This is a genomic window from Paenibacillus gyeongsangnamensis, assembly GCF_027533625.1.
GTDB classification, from domain to species: domain Bacteria; phylum Bacillota; class Bacilli; order Paenibacillales; family NBRC-103111; genus Paenibacillus_G; species Paenibacillus_G gyeongsangnamensis.
In genome coordinates, this window is record NZ_JAQAGZ010000026.1 from 1 (window position 1) to 23,513 (window position 23,513).

Below are 23,513 nucleotides of genomic sequence, written 5' to 3' on the forward strand. Positions count from 1 at the left end.
GGAGAGTGAATCCCAAGGACCTTGTGGAGAGAGACGTGCAGCAAAAACTTTTTTTGGAAGATGTTGTAATATGATCAACACCTTCTATTCCCGCATGCGCTCTAACGGATCTGACTAGCCACATTATCCACTCGTTTAAACTCCTACTTAACAAGGTACGTGAAATCCTGCGAATGAGCGAGCATACGTGAGAAAAACCTTATTCTCTGAGGGAGCTTATTCGACGCCTCTTCTGATTATTATTCAAGTAAATTCTGTCGCTATATAAATATTTGATGTATATTCAAGTCCAAAACATGCGACAAGAACATACCTCAATAAATCATGAAGGACGTTATTTATTGGCTTTTCAATTCGAGCATGTTCTTATCGCTACACAATCTTCTTGTCAGTTGACAAGTACTTGATGCCATAAATGACAAGAACGGTTATCCCATTGCTGATAAATTTATCCCATAAAACAAAAAAGCCGCGATTTACACGGCATTTGATGAGATAATACCGCAATCTTTTCATTCGCAGCCATCAATTCGATCGCTTTAGCTCTCCAAGGTGTTCTTGCTTTAAATGCGGTATCGAGAACGCTCGGCACTCCAAGGAACTTCTGATTAAAGCGAATGCACGGCGCCCTTCAGGTTCTCCACCAGCCACTTGATCTTCTCTTCTGTCTGGCCGATCGGCGTATTGACCATCACCTGCAAGCCGGGAGCATCGCTAACCTGGAAAGTGATATGCTCCAACGTCAATTCCCCAGCTTCAGGATGGAAATATTGTTTGTTCCCTTCCGATACCGGAAGCACCTCATGTCTTGCCCACCACTCCCGAAAATGGGTACTTTCCACGGAAAGCTGGGCGATGAACTCCTCCCACCAAGGGTCCCCGGCATACGTTCCGTAGCTTGCCCGGAACTGGGCGAGTCTCATTTTGGCGTGTTCTTCCCATTTGCCCCGCAGTAACTGCCGCAAATAAGGTGAGGTGAATGCTCTCCATACCATGTTTCGCTCCTGCTCCGGCATGACGCGATAATCGCCTACAACAACGCACGCCGCCAAATTCCATCCTACCACGTTCCAGCGCGCATCGGTCACGATGGCCGGGCTGTATTCGAGCCGATCCAGCACGTGCTGCAGCGTCTCGCTTACCTCGGTTCGTTCCGTTTGCAGAACATCCGCGGGAAGTTGCCTCATCGCCAGCAAATATAGATGCTTCCTTTCGCTGCCGTCCAGCTGCAGCGCTCTTGCGATGCTGTCAAGCACCTGCGCGGAAACCTGGATATTCCTTCCCTGCTCCAACCATGTATACCAATCGACGCTAACCCCGGCTAGCATCGCTACCTCGCTGCGCCTAAGGCCGGGCGTCCGCCTTCTGCCGTCATTGGGAAATCCCAACGCCTCTGGCGTGAGCCGCTCCCGCCTCGCTCGCAGAAACTGCCCCAGCTGCTCGAACCTGGCCGCATCCATCGTTTGCTCCATCTCTTATCCCCCTCCCTTTATCGGGAAGTCCGCCATGGTAGGAGTATGAATCCTATGACAAACCGTCATCTCGTCAACCTGTTTCCTTCATTATACACTCAATCTGCAAGAATAAAGAAATTGGAGGTACGTTATGGCTACACCCGCTCAATCCACTTCAGCATCAGCCTCATCTTCGGCTGCAGCATCGTTAAAAGCAGCGGCCAAAAGGAGAGCTCTCGCTTTGTTCGGTCTTTCTCTTGGCTACTTCATGGTGCTGCTCGATACGACGATAGTAACGGTTGCGCTGCCTGCCATCCATACCGATATGGGCGGCAAGTTTACGTCTCTCGAATGGGTGGTCAACGCTTACACTGTCTTGTTTGCCAGTCTGCTGCTCAGTATGGGCTCGCTGTCCGACCGGTACGGGGCCAAACGCATCTTCAGTGGCGGACTCATCCTCTTCGCAGCCGCTTCCGCTTTATCGTCCGCGGCCCCTTCGCTAGGATTATTGATCACGCTGCGGGGGATGCTCGGTATCGGCGGCGCGGCAATGACATCCTCTTCGCTGGCGCTTATTGCTTCCATCTACCAGGATCCGAAGGAACGGACGAAAGCGCTTGGCGTCTTTGCCACCGTTTCCGGCGTAGCTTTGGCTGCAGGACCTGTCATAGGGGGACTGCTTGCCGATTGGATCGGATGGCGAAGCATCTTTATGGTGAACATCCCGATCGCCGTATTGAGCTTATTCGTTATAGTCCCTAACGCCGGAGAGACAAAGCGTAACACGGAGCATAGCCTTGACCTTGCAGGGCAGCTTACAGCAACCCTATTCTTCCTTGCGCTGACCTTCGCACTCGTTGAAGGAGGCTCGTTAGGCTGGAGCTCCCCCATCGTGACGTCGGTTATTGTCGTAGCCGCAGTCAGCCTGCTCCTGTTTGCCGTCGTCGAGGCCCGCGGCAAATCGCCGATGCTGCCTGTTCAGCTGCTTCGGCAGCGCAGCATTTCGGCATGACTCGCCGCCGGACTCGCTGTTAACTTCGGGTTGTCCGGCTGCCTATTCGTGCTTACCTTCTTCTTTCAGCAAGGCCGCGGATATTCCGCGCTGTTGACCGGACTCGCTTTCCTTCCGCTTACCCTGCCGATGATATGCGGCTTCTTCGTCACCGCTATCGGCACGGCCATGCTGACATTCGTAAGCGTCGCCTTCTACTGGCTGCTGTTCGTCGGTTTATTCTTGATCGGCTATGGTCTTTCTTTAACGATTCCACCGCTGGTGACGGCTGTCGTTACCGCTGCTCCCCCTGGTCAAGCCGGCGTCGCCTCCGGCGCACTGAATTCGATCCGCCAGCTCGGAGCCGCTCTAGGCGTTTCCGTTCTCAGCTTATGCATGAACGGCGCCGGCGCTCACGCAGAAACCGCTGCTGCCACAGCCGGGGTGAATACAGCGCTTCTTGTCTCGGCCTTCGTGCTTGCCGGCGGAGGGGTGATTACGCTCTTATTCATCGGTCGGCAACCGAGAAAGAAGCAAGCCTAGGGATGATCCCCCTAGGCTTTTTCATATCATCCCCGCAAGTACCGGCTCCATACATCTTGCTCCAGCGAGGCTATTACCTCAAGATGTTCCAACACCTTCCTCTTAAGGGTCTGGTCGCAAACAACCAATATTTGATATACAGGTTGCGGGCGAAATTCAACAGTCGATCGGATTCCGATCGGCGAATCATTTCACTATCGTTCTCCGTTAATTCAATGACGCAGCAATATAAGTTGGTTAAATATGCTTCAATTTCAATTAATTCTTCTAGGCTTCCATATTCAAACCAACCACTCTTTTCATTTATCTCAGGCCTTTCATCGCATCACAATTACTGATAACCAACTATAGAGTGAGGAACATATGGTTCTTCTAGGAACGCAATTTCTTCAGACGTTAACGTAATCGATAGAGCACCTACGGCATCTTCGAGATGAGACATTTTCGTGGCACCTATAATTGGAGCGTTTACCGGTTCTTTCTGCAGCAACCAGGCAAGTGCGATATGAATACGGGGAATGCCGCGTTTTTCCGCGATTGCTGCAACCCGTTCCACGACCAATCGATCCGTATTTGCAGTCGCATCATATTTAGATTTTTGAACCTGATCGGTTTCGGAGCGATGGGTGGTTTCCGCCCAATCACGAGTCAATCTTCCCGATGCAAGCGGACTATACGGAATCACGCCGATTTTTTCTTCCTTGCAAAGAGGCAGCATCTCCCTCTCCTCTTCACGGTAGATGAGGTTTAAATGATTCTGCATCGATACAAACCGGGTCCACCCATTTTTCTCTGATACATATAATGCCTTTTGGAACTGCCATGCATACATGGCAGAAGCGCCAATGTATCTTGCTTTGCCAGCCTTCACCACATCATGCAAGGCCTCCATCGTTTCTTCAATGGGCGTATGGTAATCCCAGCGGTGAATTTGGTACAGATCCACATAATCTGTTCCCAGTCTCTTAAGGCTCTTATCGATTTCACTCATGATGGCCTTTCGGGAAAGTCCTGCACCATTGGGCCCTTCATGCATACGGAAATGAACCTTCGTAGCGAGGACAATTTCATCACGATTGGCATAATCCTTTAGCGCTCGTCCCAAAATTTCCTCGCTTGTTCCACCTGAATACACATTTGCCGTATCAAAAAAATTGATTCCAAGCTCAAGGGCTTTCTTTATGATCGGACGACTGTGCTCCTCATCAAGGACCCATTGATGAATCCAACGCTCTGCTACACCAAAACTCATGCAGCCAAGACAAAGCCGGGATACATCCAAGCCGGTATTTCCAAGTTTCACATATTCCATACCGAATCACCTTCCTTGTTTAATTTGGAGCTGACCCCCAATCGACTTCCCCGTCGCCTCGTCGCTATACGCTTCCCGGAATAACGGCCCAGCCTAAACGTGTGAATTACAAGGTCGAGATGTCGATCACGAATCGATAACGCACATCGCTTCGAAGGACACGCTCATACGCTTCGTCGACTTGATAGGCATGGATTACTTCGATTTTAGGGGCAATACCGTGTTGAGCGGAAAAATCGAGCATCTCTTGCGTTTCCCGAATGCCGCCAAGTGAACCGGCAATGCTGCGACGGCCCATGATTAAGGAAAACACGTTATATTGATCCAGCTTGCCTGGAGCACCGACATTGACAAGCGTTCCATCTACGCGAAGCAACGATAAGTAAGCATCGACATCAAGATTTACACATCGTTTTCTCCACTCTCCCTATCTGCTTGAATACATATGGAATTTGCATTTACATTTGCACGATCTTGTTCTTTCACACGTCAATTGAAGTGAGTCGCAGATTTGTTTTCAACGAACGTTTCACAAAGAAAGTGAACACCAACATGGAAAATGCGACCGTCACTGCGCTTACCGCGAATAAGAACGAGTAGCTTGTGTACTGAGAGACCCAGCCCAGCATGATCGCGCCCAACCCGATGCCGAGGTCGGTGGCAGTCGCTAAAGAAGCATTGGCAACCCCTTTACGATCAGGGCGGGCAAGACGTAACGTTGCCGATTGGAGAGCCGGATGCGCGGAACCGAAACCGATCCCGTACAAAACCGCCGAAGCGAGCACGCCGAGCAATCCGGTCGAGAAACTCAACGAAATTAAAGCCAAAATCGTAATTACAAGGGCCGGTACGATGATAAACGTCTCCCCATACCGGTCCGAGAGCTTCCCCGAAAGGGGACGGCTCAGGGCAAGCGTTGCGGCAAAGGCTAGAAAGAATACACCGGAATTGACCTTGATCGAGTCAGCGAACAGCGGAACAAAGGTGGTAATGCCGCCATATGCGATGAACATGAAAAAGACCGACGTTGAGATGGGCAGGACCGATTTTTCAAACAACTCGATTCTCCTTGCGCCCGATTGCGGCCGGAAAGGCATTTTGGCTCCAAACGTTAGGATCAGCGCTACGGCCGAAAAAACGACAGCGAATCGAAACAGAGCATGGTACGATAAGTCCTGGATCACCCAGATCCCGACCATCGGGCCGAATGCCATAGCCAAGGTCATCGACGTGCTGAACCACCCCATGCCTTCTCCGCGGCGGGCGGACGGGATCATATCCGTAACGGCCGTGTTAATGGCGGTGGAAGAAACGGCCCAGCTCATTCCGTGCAAGATTCTGAGCCCCATTAAAACGACGATTCCGCCGATCCAGTCATACAAATACATCGCCACAATGAAGAGCGCAAGCCCCCAGACGATAAACGGTCTCCTGCCGTAACGATCCAGCAGCCCGCCAACGATCGGGCGAACCATAACGGAAGTCAACATAAATGCGCCCATCGACAGGCCGATCTGCGTTTCGTTGCCGCCAATCTGTTTGATAAACAACGGCAGCGTCGGATACAGCATGTAAAATGCGATGAATAGGAAAAGCGTCCCAACGGTCATAAGGATAAACGACTTCGTCCACAGGCGTTCCACGTTTCCTGCCTCCTCAAGTCAAAGATGGTCGCTTCATTGTTTAATGACCTTAACTAAATCGATGTTGATTGAATAATCAACGTATGTCTATTATTATATAAAGTAATATGACACTAGCAATGGTTAAATGAGCGCGTTTTGTTGATTTATGAACAAAACAAACTAAATCGTTGATTATTCAAGAAAGCTTGGTGACCCACACGATGGCTAAAGTAGATAGAAGAATACTTAAATCCCAAGAAGCGATAAAAAAAGCTGTTATCGAACTGATGTCTGAAAAAAATTTTGACGACATTACCATACAGGATATTTCCGACAGGGCAAATGTAAACAGAGGAACCATTTATCTTCATTACCAGGATAAATATGATTTACTGGATAAACTTATCGAAGCGCACATAAACGAACTTAGGGAAATGTGCGAATGGGCATGTGAATTGGATTTTATCAATGCAACGATCCCCTTTTTCGAATACTTTGAGCGAAATTACGCATTCTTTTCTACGATGTTAGCGAGTAAAGGGGCCCCTTCTTTTCGCACTCGGTTCCTTGCGTTTTTTATCGAGGAATTTAAAGATGAGGTGGACAAAACGAGTGGAAAAAATAACGGTCTAAGTGATGATATTATTGTTCAATTTACTGGAACAGCTTACGTAGGGGTAGTTGAATGGTGGATAACCAACGGAATGCCCTATCCACCTGATGTCGTGGCAAAACAAGTGGGGACATTGTTGGAGAGGAGTCTATAGCGGTATCAGACAAATGGATCAAAAAGAAAAGAGCAGTTGCCTTAAGCACTGCTCTTTGTTGCGTAATTTTTTTAAGCTATGCTGCCCATAAGCGCAGCGATGCCCACCGATCATTGCTGACGGCGGCCTTCCTCTATTGTTTATTATTCTTCTCCCCGCAGCGCTGACAATACGCCCGATACTGATCGCGATTTCCCTAGCTACGATAAGCTCAGTCCGGTATTTGCCTCCATTGTCAAACGACTCTATGGAATTCATCAATGTCGTATTGAAGGGCACCTGGAATAACGGTACGCAAACGCCAGCGAGTATCGTGTATATTGTCAGGGTATACGGACTGATGTTGCACCAGAGCAGCATTAATGAAGCGCTAAAGCCTATCGTTCCGGTAACCATCATCCGGTACTTCGCTTGACTCGCCATGCTCCTGCCCATCCTGTAGTAGAAGATAACTGAGCACAAGGTCAACAGAAAAGCGAAATTGCCCATAACCCCTTCGCTCCGGGTTACCGTGTACATCCACAGCCATAGGGTGAATGCGAGCACATCTTCGCGAAAATGCAGCGCTGCGAAGCAATAAGACATCACTCTCCAGCTTCGATGGTTATGAATGGAGAGCAGGGCGGGCCAGGAAAAGGGAGACGAAACTTTCTTTATAGGGAGCTTCAGCCCGAATAGGATAGAGAAGCCGTACAGGACAACGGATAAGGTGAAAATAATGCCGTAACCAAGTCCGGACGGCAGCCCGATGATTAGCCAACCCGCGATAAGCGGCCCGACCAATTGGGTGAGGGAGCCGATCATGCCGTTGACGCCGTTGAACCAGTCCCGATTCGTCTTCGAGGTGAAATCTACGACAAGGATATTGATCGACATCCAATACAGGCCGGATGAAACGCCGAATAAAATTCCGAGCGGTATGGAATACGCTGCAGATCCTTGTCCCAGTACCAGAATGCACAAATAAAAACAGAGGAAACCGCCGTTGCCAAGCAGCAGTCCTATCGTTCGTCCTGCCTTTTTTCCCAGCCAGGCGGCCCCGACAAAAGCGGGAACCCAAGCGCTAAAGGAGGCAAGATGAAAGCTGAGAACCTGCAGCAGACTCTCAGACACTTTAAATAGATATACATTAACGAATATGCCGGACAAAGCGCTGGCACCTGCATTGAGTGCTTTTACAGTAAGAAGCATCCGACTGGCCTTCATCAATTTGCCGGTAATCTGTTGCTCATGCTGACTCACAAAGTCGAATCTCCTCGTTGATAAATGAATAAGCCCGGTTGATCGGTTGCCCAGCTACCGAATATAGATCGGATTGCACGCCAAAGCGAGCAAGGTTTGACCGGCTTCAGCAAAATGACGGCGAATTTCAGCCCGGTAAAATAAACGTTCCTCCATCCGCACTTCAAGCTTCTTTGTTTCGCAGCCCGGCTCTACGATCCATTCCCGCTCCACTCCACGCTCCGTAAGCAGCCTTATGGAGTCTCCTGCTTCCAGTCCGTGACAGGACATAACAAGCTGCAGCCCATTCGCCACCTCATCGGCCGAAATCGTGTCACCCATCATCCACCTGTCAGCGTTCATCGTAAGCCGCGGTCCTTCCGGCGCATAGGACAAGTACAACCGGCCCCGGTCTACGGCTTCCAGAATTCCCCGTACTGTCCTCGATTCCGCATACACCCAGTTGGTCGGCATGCCGTGCTTAGCATGGGGCTGTACCCGGTGGAAGTCACTTCCGCCAACAGCGACCAGCTTCCGCCCTGCCGCCAGCTGCTCGTGCCACCAGTTTAACGTCAGCTCGTTATCTTCCCGCCATGGACCGTTCCATATTTCCACCCAATCGTGGTCGACATCGAAGTCCCATAACCAGCCGCAGTTTCGGCAATGAGGATGATTCAACGAAATTTTAGCCCCGCGCTCCCTTGCAATCCGGATATACTCCTTCGCTTGGTCGAATGAGGCCGTCAGGAAATTTTCGCCCGGCTGCTCCACGCCGTAGAAATTACAGTGGCCGAAACGGGTAGTCAACTCCACGCCCGGGATGAAGACGAGCTCCGAATCCTTCGGATAAACGAAGTTCTGGCTAACCGTGTTATGATCGGTCAAGGCCAAAAAGTCGAGCCCCGCCTCCAGTGCCATCTGTTCCACCTCAAGCATCGTATGTGCCCCGTCGCTATGCACGGTGTGCGCATGCAGATCTCCTTTCAGCCATCTTGGACTTTCCATCTCGAAACGTACGGTCAAGATGACGCTACAGCCGGTCTCCCCTATTCTTCGAGGGTTCAATAGAACGGCCCAAGGACCCGGCGCTAACAGGCCCGGTATGTAACCCGGCGTCGCCTTTTCCGTTCCAATAAAAAATTCGGTGCGCGCTCCCCCGCTCCAGCCGCGCATCCGCTGCGCGTCTTTAATCCCAAGGTTGACGACGCTTTTGTCGGCTCCGTACAGCTGCGTTACTAATACCACATGCATACGCTCCACACCCGCAGGCATTTCAAACGGGACCTCGATATACGAATCTTCCTCCTGCGGACTAATCTCGCGTCTGATGACAAGCTCCATTATATGCACTCCTCGTATAGTGTTGACCGTTCATCACTGAAGCCTCACTCTTTTACCGAGCCAACCATGACGCCTTGAACGAAATATTTTTGCACGAACGGATAAATGACGACGAGCGGCAGCAAGGAAATGACAATACCGGCCATCCGCACGTTTTTGGTTATTATAAAGTTGCTGGATGTTGAAGAAGTATCGATAATAAGCGATTTGAGCGCAATTTGCAGTGTATATTTGGAACTGTTGTTTATGTACATAAGCGCCGAATTGAAATGATTCCATTTGCTGACGAATTCGAACAGCGTAACGGTGGCAAGACCTGCGGCTGCCAGAGGCATGAACAGCGTTAGAAAAATCCTCAGTTCCCCCGCTCCGTCGATCCTTGCTGATTCAGCCATCTCGTGAGGCACCGCCAGGAAAAAGTTGCGCATTAACAACACGCTGAAGCCGGATACGAGGCCGGAGATGATTAATGCCGACAAGCTGTTCAATAGCCCCAGTTCTTTGTTCACCATGTAAAGGGGGATCATAACCATTTCACCCGGTACCATCATTGTGAGAAGGATGAACGATACCATGAGATTCCGTCCCGGCAGGGAACGCTGGATTAGCACATACCCGGCTATGGACGACAGCAAAACGTGCCCGACCGTTCCGACTACCGTCACGATGGTATTGTTCCAGAACGGCTGCCACAACTTGATTTTGTTCCATACCGTGACATAACCTTCCAGACTGAATTCCTTAGGCCACAAAATAACCCTCGGTTCCATTGAATCGATGCCTGTGGAGAACGATAGTGCCACCGTATTCATTAAAGGAATAATCATAGTCGATATCAATAGCAGGAGAAATAGCGTATTCACTGCATCAAAAGCTTTCCCTGTAAAGTCGGTGTCTCCAATTCTTCTATTCATCGTAATGGTTCACCCCTCGTCGTAACGGATTGCCCGACGGACAACTAGCGTCAGCAGTAATGTAGCGGCAATGATTATAAACCCGGCAGCGTTGGCAACGCCCATGTCGAACTTAACGATCCCTTTTTCATATGTATAAATCATAAGGACGTCCACCGAATGCGCGATGGCAGGATTTTTCAAAATAAATACTTGATCGAAAATTCGCAGCACACTCATGGTGTTGAGCAGAAGCACGACCTTCATGGCGGACGCCAGCTGAGGGATCGTAATGTAGCGGACCATTTGCCAACGATTCGCCCCGTCGATCCGGGCCGATTCGAACAAGGACGGGTTGATGCTGACGATCGAGGCGAGATAGATGATGCAGGTGAAGCCGGCCTCCTTCCATATCGATGAAGCGATCATGACCCAACGTCCGTAAGCTTCCTCCCCAAGAAAATGAATCGGTACCACGCCGAACCAGCCGAGAATTGCGTTCACCAGTCCGCCGTCAGGGCTCAGCATAAATATCCACAGACCAGCCACGACGACCCAAGAGAACAGATGAGGCAAATATATGATCATTTGCGTGATTTTACGGAACCAGCTTTTCATGACTTCGCTCAAGGAGAGCGCCACGATCAGCGGAGCCATAAACCCGACCACCAAAATTCCTCCGCCGATGAACAGCGTATTCTCCAGCATCCGCCAAAAATTCGGATCGGCCAGAACAGTCTTGTAATTATCGAAGCCGACAAAAGGACGGTCTCCAATCACGCGAAACTTCTGAAATGAAGTAATGAAACCGCGGAGCAGCGGGTAATAAGAAAACAAAAGAAAATATACGATTACCGGAAGCATCATAAGATAAAAGATCGAATTTTTCCGCAGCACCTTCATGTTGCGAACACCACCTTCTTACTTGTTAGCTGATTTGAACGGCAGAGAGAGGGCGCAAACACCCTCTCCCTTGTTCCGTATGTACTTCATGCGGAGCGGTCAGTCAATGAATTTTCCCGCTTTCAGCTCTTGATTCATTTTGCTGACGGCTTCGGCTGCCGGTATTTTACCCTGCATGGCTTGAAGCGCATAGTTGTTAATTATTTTCTCAATATCCTTCCAGTCCTTACCCGTCGATTCCACAGTACCGTACTTCATGACCATCTCCTTCGCTTCCTTCACGCCTGGCAAGGAACCGAACGGGTTCGTCCATTTTGAGTTGTAGACATAAGGGGCGCCGTGGTCGAGATTATGGTCTTTTCCCTCTTGTGTCAGCTCGTATTTGCCGTCTTTTACGTTATAATCATGGCCTTCGATGCCAAGCGTTGCGAGAACATTGCCCTTCTCCGTACTCCAGAATTCGATAAATTCCATGGCCGTCTTCGGATCCGGGGCATTAGCCGGAATAATCCATGCATTCGGTTCTCCACGGCGCATCAAGATTTTGCCGTCAGGCCCCGCAACAGGCAGCAGACCTTCTGCCTTGAATGTGGTATTGGGATCCTTTTGCATGCGCATGTTATTGAACGTCCCTACCCACGTATCCCAATAGGTGACCATACCAACGCGGTCGGTTAGGAACAAGTCCCGCATTTTACCTGCATCGTTCGTTGCGAAGTTAGGGTCAAGAATACCCTCCTTGTACAACTTGGCAAACCATTCATAGACCGGGATAGCGGCCTCAGTCGCGTACGGGATCGTGCGTTTGCCGTCCTTTATAACGTAACCGGCTTTAACACCGGCAGCGCTCATAAACCCCTGGATATCGTACAAGCCGGCTGTGGACAAGCCATAGGTGTCGGCTTTGCCGTTCCCGTCGGGATCTTTCTCTTTGAATGCTTTCAGTACTTCGTAATATTCGTCGAGCGTCTTGGGCTCCTTGAGCCCGAGCTTGTCCAGCCAATCTTTGCGAACGATCGGCATCGTACCGCCCTGAAGCTTGGTGAATACGCCATATATTTTGCCGTCGCCCATCTTCACCTGATCCCATTCTTTCTCAGGGAAAATAGCCGGGTCGGAAATGATTTTGGATTTCTTGATAAAATCATCGAGCGGAGTCAAAACGCCTTGAGCGTATAGCACTTCCATAAGCGGCCTATCCAATTGGATTAAGTCGTATTTCTCGCCGGAGGAAATAGCGGTCAGCAATTTATCGTTGAATCCGGCAGGCTTCTCCATTTTGACCTTGATACCGGAAAGACGCTCCGCTTCCTTCTCAAACAGCACGTGTTCGTCAGGGGTTTTACCGCCGATGGTGCCTACCATCATACGAAGCTCCTTTTTTTTCTGCTCCGAAGGCTTCTGACTGTCACCATTGCCGCTGGCCGACTTATCCGAATTTCCGCAAGCAGCAACAATCAACATCGTGGACGACATCGCGACCGCCAAAATAACTTTCATACCTTTCTTCCTCATGTCTAGTCTCCTTTTGACCGCATTTTTTTGATACATCTATGTTGTCTTATTGAACAACCTTAACCGGACCGCACGATTCGCGGTGAATGAGCTCCCACGGGATAATGACCCGCTTGATGATTGGTGTTTTGGATGCACACAGATTCAGAAGCATCTTGGCTGCTTCACTTCCTAGCAGCTCCCCGTTCAACCGCATGCTGCTTACCGGCGGCTGGAGCTGGGTTCCATAGGAGGTCTCCAAACTGAAAGCAAATACCGACAAATCTCTTGGAATAACCAACTTAAGCTCTTCGGCCGCCTGGTAGACGCCGCATGCCACTTTGTCCGTATCCGTAATAATTGCTGTAATGGACGGGTTCTCGGAAAGCAATCGTTTGGCCATGATGTACCCGTATTCCTCAGAGCTTCCGAAGACTTTGTCTCTATAAACTACCAAACTGGATTCTACTGGAAGCTCCGCCATTTCGAGCGCTTTCCGATATCCGTCAAACCGTTCATGGGATACGGTGCGGTATTCGGGTGCATTCAGGAATAAAATATTCCGGTGTCCGAGACCGATAAGATATTCGGTTACCAGACGGCCCGCTCCAACATTGTCGCTGCTGACGTACGAGACGGTGGATTCATGAGACTCAGGCGGCCTTCCAATGACGACGATCGGGATACCGCCGGCCACCCTCTCCTCGATGCGCGGATCCCGAACCATCGGATCCAGCAATATTTCACCGTCCACCGGATCGGAGGACCAATTTTCCAATCGGTTCGTGAAATGCTTCGGCAGCGTATTCACGAGAAGCCGGTAGCCCTGGTTGTAGCATTCCTTCAACACTCCATTTAGCAGTGTCATGCGAAATTGGCCAAACTTGACCTTGTCGCCCTCCATGTTGAGTCCGATGATTCGTGTTTCCTTATTGGCTAGACTGCGTGCCCAATAATTCGGTTTATAGTTCAATTCACGGGCCGCCTCCAGCACTCGTTCGGATATTTCTTTGCTGATCGGCCGTTTTTGTGAAAACACATTGGAAACGGTACTTTTGGATACGCCTGCAGATTTTGCGACATCATCGATTGTTGCCAAATGATCAACTCCCTTTGTTCGTTCAATGAGTAATGTTAAACCGGTTTTATTAACTTAATGTCTTCTCTATACTTTGATTTTGTAAATTTGATGTCGAATTATAGGAGTTTAGGGCTAGTTTAGTAGGAAATGAATGATTTTTGACGTTAATTTGGTCGTAAAAGGATGTTTCTGTCGAACAGTTGGGGGTAAAATAACTTGGTTTTTATGAAACCGGTTCGATGATTTCGGAATGCAATGGCAGCTTTTGAATTGGAAATAGTCGTTACATAAATAAAAAAGCAGCTTATCCTCATTCGAGGATCGGCTGCTTTTGACTCCGTGGCCAGGCTATGGAATTGATCTAATACGTCTGTATCAGGTACCGCAAAAGGTTCGGTAAGGGCAGGTTGATTGCGCCGGCAGTGTGGAGTATTCAGCTTGTTCGGGGGAGTGCGCGTAGGGGTTCGAAAGAACATCAAGCAGCCGCTCCATCACACTGTAGTCTTCTTGATTAACTGCGGCTTCCAGCGCTTCTTCTACCCGGTGGTTGCGAGGGATCAGCGCGGGATTGCTACTGCGCATCAACTGATGCGAGAAGGCTTTTGGTTCCTGCTGCCTGCCGAGTCTCGCCTGCCACTGCTCTTGCCACTGAGCAAATTCCGTTGTACCGAAAAGGACCGTATCCTCCGGCTTATCAAGAGTTAATGCGCGGAAGGTATTGGTGTAGTCCGCACCATACTTCTGCATCATATTGAGCAGGCCTTCAATAAGGGATTCATCCTCCGGCTCTTCGTTAAAGATTCCGAGTTTTGCCCTCATTCCCGCGAGCCAATGACGGTGATATAATTCGGTAAAATCCGAAAGCGCATCCTCGGCCAGTTTAACGGCTTGTTCTTCGCTTTCATGCAGCAGCGGCAATAGGGTTTCGGCAAATCTCGTGAGATTCCACGCGGCAATATAGGGCTGATTGCCGTAGGCATAGCGGCCGTGCATGTCAATGGAGCTGAAAACCGTTGCCGGGTCATAAGCATCCATGAAGGCGCAAGGACCATAATCGATGGTTTCTCCGCTAAGGGCCATGTTGTCGGTGTTCATCACCCCGTGAATAAAGCCAACGAGCTGCCATTTGGCTATCAGCACGGCCTGACGCTTGATCACTTCCTGAAGCAGGATAAGATAGCGGTTCTCACCAGCATCAACTTCCGGAAAATGTCTTTGCAATGTGTAGTCAGCCAGGGCTTGGAGATCCTGGGCAGCACCCCATTTTGAAACGTATTGGAAGGTGCCGACGCGCAGATGACTGGCAGCCACGCGGGTCAGAATTGCACCAGGCAGCTCGGTTTCGCGGATTATTGGTTCACCGGTCGTCACCACCGCAAGGCTGCGGGTTGTAGAAATGCCAAGCGCATGCATCGCTTCGCTGATGATATATTCGCGCAGCATCGGTCCAAGTGCCGCCCGGCCATCGCCTCGGCGGGAATAGGGCGTTCTGCCTGAACCCTTGAGCTGAATGTCAAACCGTTCGCCTAGAGGGGTGATCTGTTCGCCAAGCAGCAGAGCCCGGCCGTCCCCTAGCATGGTGAAATGCCCGAATTGATGCCCCGCATAAGCTTGAGCAAGAGGCGATGCGCCTTCGGGAATCCGGTTGCCGGCAAGTGCCGCTACGCCGTCATCTTTTTGCAGCGCTTGGACGTTTAACCCCAGGGATGTTGTGAGCGGTTCATTAAGAATGATCAACTTCGGTGAACGTACAGGGGCTGGGTCCTGCCTGGTAAAAAATAAATTCGGCAGCCGAGCATAACTGTTGTCGAAGTTCCATCCTGGTTCTATAATGGCATTTTTCTCTGTCATCGTATCTCCTTTTTTCTTTCTAAATCCACACAAGGCGGCTCCTTTTAGTGTCTGCTTCTGCCAATTTATTATACTGTTGCCACACATAGATGGCGCCCTTTTATGTACCTGACAATTCATTTATGAATGAAGCGCCATCTCCACCTCATTTACCGAATCAGTTTGAGATATAGTCGTTCAATGAGGCGGTTCGCCCTTTGCCACGTTCTATTATATCAATAACCCATGCATAAAAGAATGCTCACCGAGGAATAACAAGAGGGAACGATTTCCATTTCAATAATAAATGAAGAAACGAGGAGTACCGATGACCGACAAACAAGCAGACGACGCATTGCTGGGCAATTACCGCAAAGTAACCGTACATGCTTATGACGCCGCGGATTATCGCAGCGGAGACGAGACTTCTCAAGGCACGGCCGTAACGCACGAGCAGCTGAGCGACGCCTATTTCTCCGGCACCAGCGACGGGAAGCGGCAGTTGGAGGATCGGGAGGTCAATTTATCCGAGCTCGAGTTCGATGAAGACACGCAAGAGTAGCCAAAGAGCCTCCCTGGCCCTAAGGGCCAAGGAGGCCTTTTTATGCGGTCACGGCACGAACGTGATGCCTGCGGTCTGCTTAGCGACGATGCGGACGACGTCACCCCCCAAAATGGGTATTTTTATTATGCCAGTGACACTGTCAACGCGATCGAACTAGGCTATCCGTATAACGTTCGGACCTGTTTCGAAAAAAAATAAAAAAGTAAAGGAGAGAAACAATGTCTCGTATCGCTAACAAATGATGGAAATCAAAGGTACACTCAAGAATGCCGCTTTTTTTTCATCTCCATATGTTCTAAATGAGCTAACCCCCATTGATGCATGGCTGCTAATAATGGTTCCAAAGTTCGTCCGTACTTGGTGAGCGAATATTCTACTTTTGGCGGTATTTGCGGAAAAACGACACGTTGAACAATGTCTTGTTCCTCTAAATCACGCAGGTGAAGCGTGAGCATTCTTTGCGTAATAGCGGGGATTAATCTCCTCAACTCATTAAATCGCAGTGTTTCATTAAAAAGCATATGTTGAATAATAATGGGTTTCCACTTGCCAACGATCATGTCCAGCGCCACCACCACTTTGCACATCTCCGCGTTTTCTTCCATCTTCCCACTCCATTCAAGAACTTTATTAATACTACACTCGCTGATGTATGTACATAATATATTAAATGCAGCAAAGTCACAATCCTATAAAGTATCGAACCTGTATCTTATAGTTCATTTAATTATACTAGGGCACATTCATGTTCCTACTTACAAAAAATAAGATTCTGAATTATAGTAATTGATGTAGGACAAGTTACAAATTTTAGCAGGTTTTGAATTTCAAATTAACAATAATCAAAGGAGGATTTTTTCAAATGCAAAAAAAATTACATGTTATGGCTTGCTTAGGATTGTCCGCCCTGCTTTTCGCCGGTTTCACGACCAACAACGTTACAAAGGCATCACCCAAAAACTCGGTTGCGACCAGCAATGCTGACCAAGCATTAATCAAAACCTCGTCGCAGGAATCCAAGGGGCAGGAAAAGAGTGTATTTCCTGAGATTGCGGATACGACACACGCCACCAAGGAGGTAGCGTCAATCTTCCACTCCTTTTTCACCGCCAAGACCATGCGCGACGTTAATGCGACCATGTCTCATTTTGATCCTGATAACATGGTATACTACGATGCTACATTGGGGTGGCCATTCCTTTCTTTCAACGCGCTGAAATCGACGTTAGAGCAGTACATGCCAACATGGGCAAATGGTAAATCCTATCCCACACGGATTCTTGGCGACAGCAACAGCGCCATAGTGTTCTTTACTGATACCCCGGAGCTATTCGGTAATGAGATCCGTATAATGGGGTCCGTCAACTTCAAGGAAGGCAAAATAGTCCGCTGGGTCGACTATTGGGACGGTCGCACTTGGCCTATGGGAGACCTCGCCAAAAATCAGACCCCTGCAGACAAGTTCCCTGAGACTCTCGGTGAAGACACGGTCGAGGAAACCGCGTCCACAGTAATGCGTAAAGTCGCGAATAAACTGAACGAATCCTTTGCGAATAATGACGCTGCGGCCGCAGCCGACTTGTTTTCGTATGATGCCGTCTTCGAGGACATGCTGCGCGCCAATATCCAAGGACAATTAGCCATCAGTCGCTACCTTAAGCGGGCTTTGAAGGATCTGCCTTATGGTTCAGGAGCCTCGGTGCGCCATGTTCTCGGCAGTGATCTAGGAGGCGGCTACGAATGGCGTTCCGATAGTCGACCAGTACCGAGAGGAAACATTGCACTCGAACTCGACGCAGATGGCAAAATCACACGACTGACCTCAATTTGGGATGGCTCTTTACTGAGCGATGACGCAATGGCTTCTCTCGTCAATCTTTCAATCGAAGAGTAACCAGTAAGAGATAACCCGGCTTTGTGGCCTACAGTTCCTTGGAAATGGACAGATGATTGGTTATGCACTTGAGTTGGCTTTATTCGTAATTTCTGTATATCTTGCCTTGAAGATCAATCTATCTGGGGATTAGAAAATGTGATTTTTCACGCAAAAAATGTTTAAAAAGAGGTGAGTATCTTGAATTTTCACCGCAATCCCAATACTTATGTTGGGCAATTGAATCTTAAGGTCCAAAATCTACAACGTGCTTTACAATTTTATCAGGAAGTAATCGGTTTTAAGGTACTGGACCAAACAGAAAAAACAGCTAACCTGACCGCAGATGGGAAGACGGTTTTGTTATCCATTGAACAACCGGATAACGTCGTGCCCATGCAAGAAAGGACAACAGGCTTGTACCATTTTGCGTTACTCTTGCCTACTCGCACTGATTTGGCACAAATTGTTCAGCATTTTGCCAAGATAGGGTTGCAATTTGGCTCTTCCGACCATCTTGTCAGTGAATCCCTTTACTTATCCGATCCGGACGGAAACGGGATTGAAGTTTTTAGAGACCGTGATCCTTCGGAATGGGTATGGAATAACGGTGAAGTGGAAGTTTCAGTTGATCCTTTGAATTTTAGAGATCTCCTCTCGTGTGTGAATCAGAAAACATGGAGAGGATTGCCGGCTGGTACGGTGATGGGGCATATCCATTTGCATGTATCCGAATTACGTATGACCGAAGAATTTTATGTCAAGGGACTTGGATTCGAGGTCGTAATCCGATATGGGACACAAGCGCTTTTCATCTCCACTGGTAAGTACCATCACCATATTGGATTAAATACATGGAACGGCTTGGGCGCACCCAGACCATCTGAAAACAGCGTCGGTCTCAAATCATTTACATTAATTTATCCAAATATTACGGCACGAGATCATGTCGTAGCTCATTTAGAAAATATTGGTGCACCCATTACAGAAGAAAATAGCACATTTGCTACTACCGATCCGTCTGGGAATCGTATTCTTTTGCTTGTCTAATCTAAGAAGGGCTTAAATGGAGGAATGGTCATGGGAGAGGCAGAACGATCTTCGAATTCAGGATTCATCCTCTGCGGGCATGATTTCTTGCGAACAGCGACGAAGTACAAGGGTTCGTATGGCTTGCCAGACTATCATGCCCGCCCCTCCATGTAAAGCCTCCTAAACTTCCAGCCCACAGTAAACAGCGAGGAAGCAAAGTGAACGTCTTATAGGCCCCACCTAGTAGTCAGATGGAAGCCAAAGTATGATGAATGAAGATTAAGACGTGCGGCAGATATCCGGCAGTGTGGGTGACCACGGCATGAAGGGCTCCAGTGCCTTCGGAGCTTGGAGATCGGAAAGCTGCGGCAACTGCTCGAACAAGTACATGAGGTACCGGAACGGATGCAGCCCGTTTTCCTTCGCCATCTCGATCACGCTGTAGATCGCCGCGCTGGCCTTAGCACCCCGAGGCGTATTCGCAAATAGCCAGTTTTTTCGCCCGATCACAAAGGGCTTGATCGACCGCTCGCTACGGTTGTCGTCGATCTCAAGGCGCCCTTCAGGAATGTGGATTGAACCGTACGGATACAACGTTCCAACACCGAATATCCAAAAGTTGGCCGAAGAGGGAATTCTGTTCCGACAAGCATATTGCGCGGGACCAACCTGTTCACCTAGTCGAAGTGCCTTATTGACCGGTATGTCACCTCATTCGGCAGGAATGATCGGACTTGCCCATCGAGGTTTTCAGTTGAACGATTATAATCAACATCTGGTGCAATTTTTAGGCCATCATGGGTTCGAGACAGTTTTGTGTGGCATTCAACACGAGGCGTCGTCTGTTGATATGATCGGCTACAGCCGAATTCTAGACGAACAGGATTATAATATGGGTCAATACGATACCGACTGGACCGAATGGGACTTGAACCGCGCCAAAATCGTCGCTTCGTTCCTCAAGGAAAATCACCAAAATCCGTTTTTTCTTTCTTACGGGATGTTTAATACCCATCGCGAATATCCGCAAATTTCCGAAGGAATTAATCCGAATTATGTGGTGCCACCCTTTCCACTTTACGATAATGAAAAAAATCGGGAAGAGATGGCTCGGTATATTTCGTCAGCCAAAGTGGTGGATCAGTGTGTGGAGATTGTCATGGAGGCACTAAATGAGTCTGGGTTAGAAAATGACACTTTGGTCATCTTTACTACTGATCATGGACCTGCCTTCCCCTTTATGAAGTGCAATCTGTATGATACTGGAATCGGTGTTTCCCTAATTCTTAAGTATCCAGGGAACAGTAAAAAAGGAGAAGCGATAGATGCTTTAGTTTCTCAAATTGACTTATTCCCAACGATTTGCGATTTCCTAAATCTTGCTAAACCTGATTGGCTGCAAGGGATATCCCTCATGCCTATTCTAAAACGAGAAACCGATAGTATTCGAACGGAGATTTTTACTGAAGTTACGTATCATGCGGCCTATGAACCAATGCGTTGTATCCGGACTGAACGTTACAAACTCATCAGGTATTTCGATGACTGGAATCAACCGGTTCCCGCCAATATAGACGACAGCTTAAGCAAAGATTTTTTAATTGAGCAAGGATACCTCACAACAAAACAGAACAAGGAAATGTTGTTTGATTTATATCTGGATCCAGTGGAACGTATTAATTTAGTCCATAAGGACAATTATCATCCAATTTATCAAGAACTTGCTGAGAAGCTGGACCGGTGGATGAAGGAAACTGGTGATCCGCTATTAAATGGGAAGGTAGAAAAACCGGTAAACGCTATTGCAAATAAGAGAGATTGTCTAAGTCCAAATATGTGTGATTTTGAGTAAATCGTGAGAATTAACGTCCAATTCATGGTGGCTACTGCGATTGTGTTGAAACACTTTTATTCGTGCTATATAGACGGCATTTGACAGATTGTTTAAGCCATTCCCACAGACCTTCCACAATGTTGAGTTCAGGGCTATACGGGGGAAGGAACATTAATTCTGATTTCCCGGCGTTTTGATCAAGAAAGGGCTGGAGTAATTTGGCGTGATGGATTCTAGCATTATCCAAAACCATGAAGGTCTTACCCTCAGGGTATTTACTGGCAGCATTCTGTAAAAACGATAGGAACACCTGCGCATCGTATTGCTCATGTTCTTCCCAGTAAATATCAACTGTCTCATAATCAAGTGTGGCCAGTAACTTGGCGCCACGGTGCTTCCCGTAGGTAGGGATGATCTTTTGCTGGCCTTTGGGAAACCAGGTGCTCATTAACGCATTGATAATCCCGAATCATGCTTTCATCCTCAAACAAGATCCGATCCATTTCGCAGTTTAGCAATTTTTTTTTACCACTTCGAATTCTTGTTTGAATACTTCCTGCTGCTCAGGATCAGCTTTGGCCATCGTGTAGGTAGGTCTAGTAGCGCGAAGCCCAATCGGTATAGAAGTTCTCTGGTTCCTCGTTCGGAATATTCGACTTGGAATTCGTTCTTGATCCACTTTCGGACAATTCCCGATGTCCAGTTCATTTTTGCAGGGAACCCAACGTCAACCGGCGTTTTTTCAACCAAGGTACGATACAGCACCTGCTCCTGTTCCGGCGTATGTAGGGCAGGACGCCCTGGAGAGTGCTCCATGTTCAACTCTTCCAGTCCGGAAGTACAGTAGTCTTGGATGTAGATTCCGATTGTGTCGAGACCACGGCCCAGAATCTCGGTGATGTTCTTCCGACTATAGCCCGAGAGGAGTAAGGAAATGCAAAGATATCGTTCGTACAACCTTTTATCATTTGTTTCACGCATCGCTCGTTTCACTTCATCAAGCCGAGCTTCGGTCATAAGCTCAATAGAATTCAAGCATACGCAGATTATGAAGGTATACGTATCTCTTTAATTAGGGCTTGCTGAAAAATAAAAAAATCCTTATTCTACAAGGGTTTTCGACCAATTTTGTCGAATTTATCTGCAAGGAAACCATGGAAAATCGATAAAAAACCTTGCAGATGGAGTGAATGAAATTGTTCGTGCTGAATCGGAATATGGCGGATCTGCTCAAAAAGTTCTATTTGCCCTTTGGAGGAAAATTAAACCCCGCGAATCGCTGGGTTCAGCTTGCTTCGTTTATTCCTTGGGACAAAGTAGAAGAAAAATATATGGATTCCTTTCAGTCTCCAGCCATTGGATAAAAGGCATATTCCGTTCGAGTCGCACTCGGATCACTCATCATCAAGGAGCGCCTGGTGATAAGCGATCGCGAAACCACGCAGCAGATTCGGGAGAATCCCTATCAGTAGTTCTTCATTGGTTACTCGGAGTATGTGGATGAAGAACCGTTCCACCATTCACTCATGACGCATTTTCGGGAAAGATTGGGCATTGAGATCCTTGCAGAGGTCAACGATTGGATTGCCCAAGCAGCGCTCAAAGCAGAGCAAGAAGAAGCAGCAAAGTCCAAGAAATCGTCAAGCCGGGACAATGACGACGACAACAACGATGCCGGCGGTTCCCAGTTGACCATGGAGGTAGGGGAAGCTCTCACCATTCCGGAGGAAACTCCCGCGACAGCTAAGACACCGCGTAACATGGCGAAGAGGTTCCGCGTATTGTCACCAGCATCTGCACCAGCTGCAAATGTCACGAATAAGGGAACCCTCATGCTGGACGCGACATGTGCGCCTGCGGACATTAAATACCCGACGGACCTGGGACTGCTCAATCACGCCCGTGAGATTCTCGAAGACATCATTGATGTACTGCACCATCCCCATATCGGATCGATGGAGAAGCCGCGCACTTACCGCGAGAAAGCAAGAAAATCGTATCTAGGCGTATCCAAACAACGCAAGGCATCGGGCAAGGTGATCCGCAAAGCGATCAAAAAGCAACTTGGCTTTGTGGGACGGGATTTGCGGATCATTGAAGTACTCGTAACACATACGCCCCTCACGGAGCTGAGTAAAAGACATTATCGCTTGCTCTTGATTATCTCGGAGCTCTACCGTCAGCAGCGTGAAATGATGGAGAAGAAAACCCATATCATCGCCGATCGCATCGTGAGTATCGAACAGCCACATGTACGTCCGATGGTTCGAGGCAAAGCTGGAGCTAACGTGGAGTTCGACGCCAAAATCGCCGCCAGTCTGGTAGACGGATACGCTTGGATCGAAACGGCACAATGGGATAGCTTCAACGAGGCAACAACGCTTCAAGCATCGGTCGAAGCATACAAACAGCGATCTGGGTATTATCCCGCCGTCATTCTAGCCGACAAAATCTACCGCAATCGAGATAACCTGAACTATTGCAAGGAGCTTGGGATTCGCCTCAGCGGCCCGAAGCTCGGCAGGCCCTCGAAAGATCAAAGTGAAGTCTCTGATCGTGTGCAAGAGCGTCAAGACGCAGCAAAGCGCAATGCGATCGAAGGAAAGTTTGGAGAAGGCAAACGCAAATTGGGACTGGGTCGCATTCGGGCGCGTGGCGCCGAAACAAGTCTGACCGTCATCGCACTTCAGTTTCTGGTCATGAATCTGGAGCGGTGACTGCGGGTTCTCTTTTTGATTTTTTTCAGACTGCTTG

General features: G+C 48.6%; 21 protein-coding genes and 3 pseudogenes. 9 read left to right on the forward strand and 15 right to left on the reverse strand.

All coding sequences use genetic code 11. The features are described from left to right. Positions 1–608: 608 nt before the first annotated feature. Positions 609–1,472 (reverse strand): helix-turn-helix transcriptional regulator, encoded by an 864-nt coding sequence (locus tag O9H85_RS30645; RefSeq protein WP_269885202.1) that lies wholly within the window; start codon positions 1,470–1,472, stop codon positions 609–611. Positions 1,473–1,605: 133 nt separating this feature from the next. On the opposite strand from O9H85_RS30645, the gene O9H85_RS30650 reads away from it, so the two are divergent. Then, positions 1,606–2,466, forward strand: a complete 861-nt coding sequence (locus O9H85_RS30650) for an MFS transporter (RefSeq protein ID WP_269885203.1) — start codon at positions 1,606–1,608, stop codon at positions 2,464–2,466. Between the two features lie 48 nt (positions 2,467–2,514). Beyond that, positions 2,515–2,988: an MFS transporter gene (locus O9H85_RS30655; RefSeq protein WP_269885204.1), complete on the forward strand. Its 474-nt coding sequence runs from the start codon at positions 2,515–2,517 to the stop codon at positions 2,986–2,988. 331 nt (positions 2,989–3,319) lie between these two features. Here O9H85_RS30655 and O9H85_RS30660 read toward each other — a convergent pair whose 3' ends face one another. The 3 genes and pseudogenes from O9H85_RS30660 to O9H85_RS30670 all read right to left on the reverse strand — a co-directional run bounded on the left by O9H85_RS30660 (position 3,320) and on the right by O9H85_RS30670 (position 5,943). Continuing rightward, a complete protein-coding gene (locus O9H85_RS30660) occupies positions 3,320–4,300 on the reverse strand; it encodes an aldo/keto reductase (protein ID WP_269885205.1) in 981 nt (326 codons plus the stop codon). A gap of 106 nt (positions 4,301–4,406) precedes the next feature. After that, positions 4,407–4,703: pseudogene (locus O9H85_RS30665) on the reverse strand (zinc-binding dehydrogenase); the annotation flags it as partial. Positions 4,704–4,782: 79 nt separating this feature from the next. Further along, positions 4,783–5,943, reverse strand: a complete 1,161-nt coding sequence (locus O9H85_RS30670; RefSeq protein WP_269885206.1) for an MFS transporter — start codon at positions 5,941–5,943, stop codon at positions 4,783–4,785. Between the two features lie 203 nt (positions 5,944–6,146). On the opposite strand from O9H85_RS30670, the gene O9H85_RS30675 reads away from it, so the two are divergent. Next, the gene (locus tag O9H85_RS30675; RefSeq protein WP_269885207.1) at positions 6,147–6,692 is read left to right on the forward strand and encodes a TetR/AcrR family transcriptional regulator; all 546 of its coding nucleotides are present in this window, start codon (positions 6,147–6,149) and stop codon (positions 6,690–6,692) included. Between the two features lie 18 nt (positions 6,693–6,710). On the opposite strand, the gene O9H85_RS30680 is transcribed toward O9H85_RS30675, so the two are convergent. From O9H85_RS30680 to O9H85_RS30710, 7 genes are all read right to left on the reverse strand, one after another. Beyond that, positions 6,711–7,934, reverse strand: a complete 1,224-nt coding sequence (locus tag O9H85_RS30680; protein ID WP_269885208.1) for an MFS transporter — start codon at positions 7,932–7,934, stop codon at positions 6,711–6,713. Between the two features lie 54 nt (positions 7,935–7,988). Further along, the gene (locus O9H85_RS30685) at positions 7,989–9,254 is read right to left on the reverse strand and encodes a CehA/McbA family metallohydrolase (RefSeq protein ID WP_269885209.1); all 1,266 of its coding nucleotides are present in this window, start codon (positions 9,252–9,254) and stop codon (positions 7,989–7,991) included. 44 nt (positions 9,255–9,298) lie between these two features. Beyond that, positions 9,299–10,168, reverse strand: a complete 870-nt coding sequence (locus O9H85_RS30690; protein ID WP_269885210.1) for a carbohydrate ABC transporter permease — start codon at positions 10,166–10,168, stop codon at positions 9,299–9,301. 9 nt (positions 10,169–10,177) lie between these two features. Then, a complete protein-coding gene (locus O9H85_RS30695) occupies positions 10,178–11,050 on the reverse strand; it encodes an ABC transporter permease subunit (RefSeq protein WP_269885211.1) in 873 nt (290 codons plus the stop codon). 99 nt (positions 11,051–11,149) lie between these two features. Next, positions 11,150–12,565, reverse strand: coding sequence for an extracellular solute-binding protein (locus tag O9H85_RS30700; RefSeq protein WP_269885212.1), 1,416 nt, complete (start codon positions 12,563–12,565; stop codon positions 11,150–11,152). Positions 12,566–12,611: 46 nt separating this feature from the next. After that, positions 12,612–13,643: a LacI family DNA-binding transcriptional regulator gene (locus O9H85_RS30705; protein WP_269885213.1), complete on the reverse strand. Its 1,032-nt coding sequence runs from the start codon at positions 13,641–13,643 to the stop codon at positions 12,612–12,614. Positions 13,644–14,000: 357 nt separating this feature from the next. Continuing rightward, positions 14,001–15,476 carry a protein adenylyltransferase SelO gene (locus O9H85_RS30710; protein WP_269885214.1) on the reverse strand — a complete coding sequence of 492 codons (1,476 nt, stop codon included), beginning with the start codon at positions 15,474–15,476 and terminating at the stop codon, positions 14,001–14,003. Between the two features lie 307 nt (positions 15,477–15,783). On the opposite strand from O9H85_RS30710, the gene O9H85_RS30715 reads away from it, so the two are divergent. Both O9H85_RS30715 and O9H85_RS30720 read left to right on the forward strand, forming a co-directional pair. Then, positions 15,784–16,017 carry a YozQ family protein gene (locus O9H85_RS30715; protein WP_269885215.1) on the forward strand — a complete coding sequence of 78 codons (234 nt, stop codon included), beginning with the start codon at positions 15,784–15,786 and terminating at the stop codon, positions 16,015–16,017. Between the two features lie 42 nt (positions 16,018–16,059). Then, the gene (locus O9H85_RS30720; RefSeq protein ID WP_269885216.1) at positions 16,060–16,218 is read left to right on the forward strand and encodes a hypothetical protein; all 159 of its coding nucleotides are present in this window, start codon (positions 16,060–16,062) and stop codon (positions 16,216–16,218) included. A gap of 62 nt (positions 16,219–16,280) precedes the next feature. Here O9H85_RS30720 and O9H85_RS30725 read toward each other — a convergent pair whose 3' ends face one another. Beyond that, positions 16,281–16,625: a winged helix-turn-helix transcriptional regulator gene (locus O9H85_RS30725; protein ID WP_269885217.1), complete on the reverse strand. Its 345-nt coding sequence runs from the start codon at positions 16,623–16,625 to the stop codon at positions 16,281–16,283. 257 nt (positions 16,626–16,882) lie between these two features. On the opposite strand from O9H85_RS30725, the gene O9H85_RS30730 reads away from it, so the two are divergent. Further along, positions 16,883–17,914 carry a nuclear transport factor 2 family protein gene (locus tag O9H85_RS30730; RefSeq protein ID WP_269885218.1) on the forward strand — a complete coding sequence of 344 codons (1,032 nt, stop codon included), beginning with the start codon at positions 16,883–16,885 and terminating at the stop codon, positions 17,912–17,914. Between the two features lie 180 nt (positions 17,915–18,094). Beyond that, positions 18,095–18,943 carry a VOC family protein gene (locus O9H85_RS30735; RefSeq protein ID WP_269885219.1) on the forward strand — a complete coding sequence of 283 codons (849 nt, stop codon included), beginning with the start codon at positions 18,095–18,097 and terminating at the stop codon, positions 18,941–18,943. Positions 18,944–19,204: 261 nt separating this feature from the next. Here O9H85_RS30735 and O9H85_RS30740 read toward each other — a convergent pair. Continuing rightward, positions 19,205–19,498: pseudogene (locus O9H85_RS30740) on the reverse strand (IS66 family transposase); the annotation flags it as partial. 1 nt (position 19,499) lies between these two features. Here O9H85_RS30740 and O9H85_RS30745 point away from each other — a divergent pair. Continuing rightward, positions 19,500–20,777: a sulfatase family protein gene (locus tag O9H85_RS30745; RefSeq protein WP_269885303.1), complete on the forward strand. Its 1,278-nt coding sequence runs from the start codon at positions 19,500–19,502 to the stop codon at positions 20,775–20,777. 31 nt (positions 20,778–20,808) lie between these two features. On the opposite strand, the gene O9H85_RS30750 is transcribed toward O9H85_RS30745, so the two are convergent. After that, on the reverse strand, positions 20,809–21,207 hold the full coding sequence (locus O9H85_RS30750) for an IS630 family transposase (protein ID WP_269885220.1): 399 nt from the start codon (positions 21,205–21,207) through the stop codon (positions 20,809–20,811). Between the two features lie 77 nt (positions 21,208–21,284). Then, positions 21,285–21,776, reverse strand: coding sequence for a helix-turn-helix domain-containing protein (locus tag O9H85_RS37990; protein WP_409348227.1), 492 nt, complete (start codon positions 21,774–21,776; stop codon positions 21,285–21,287). A 179-nt stretch (positions 21,777–21,955) separates the two neighbouring features. Here O9H85_RS37990 and O9H85_RS30755 point away from each other — a divergent pair. After that, positions 21,956–23,473: pseudogene (locus tag O9H85_RS30755) on the forward strand (IS5 family transposase); the annotation flags it as partial. Positions 23,474–23,513 lie beyond the last annotated feature (40 nt).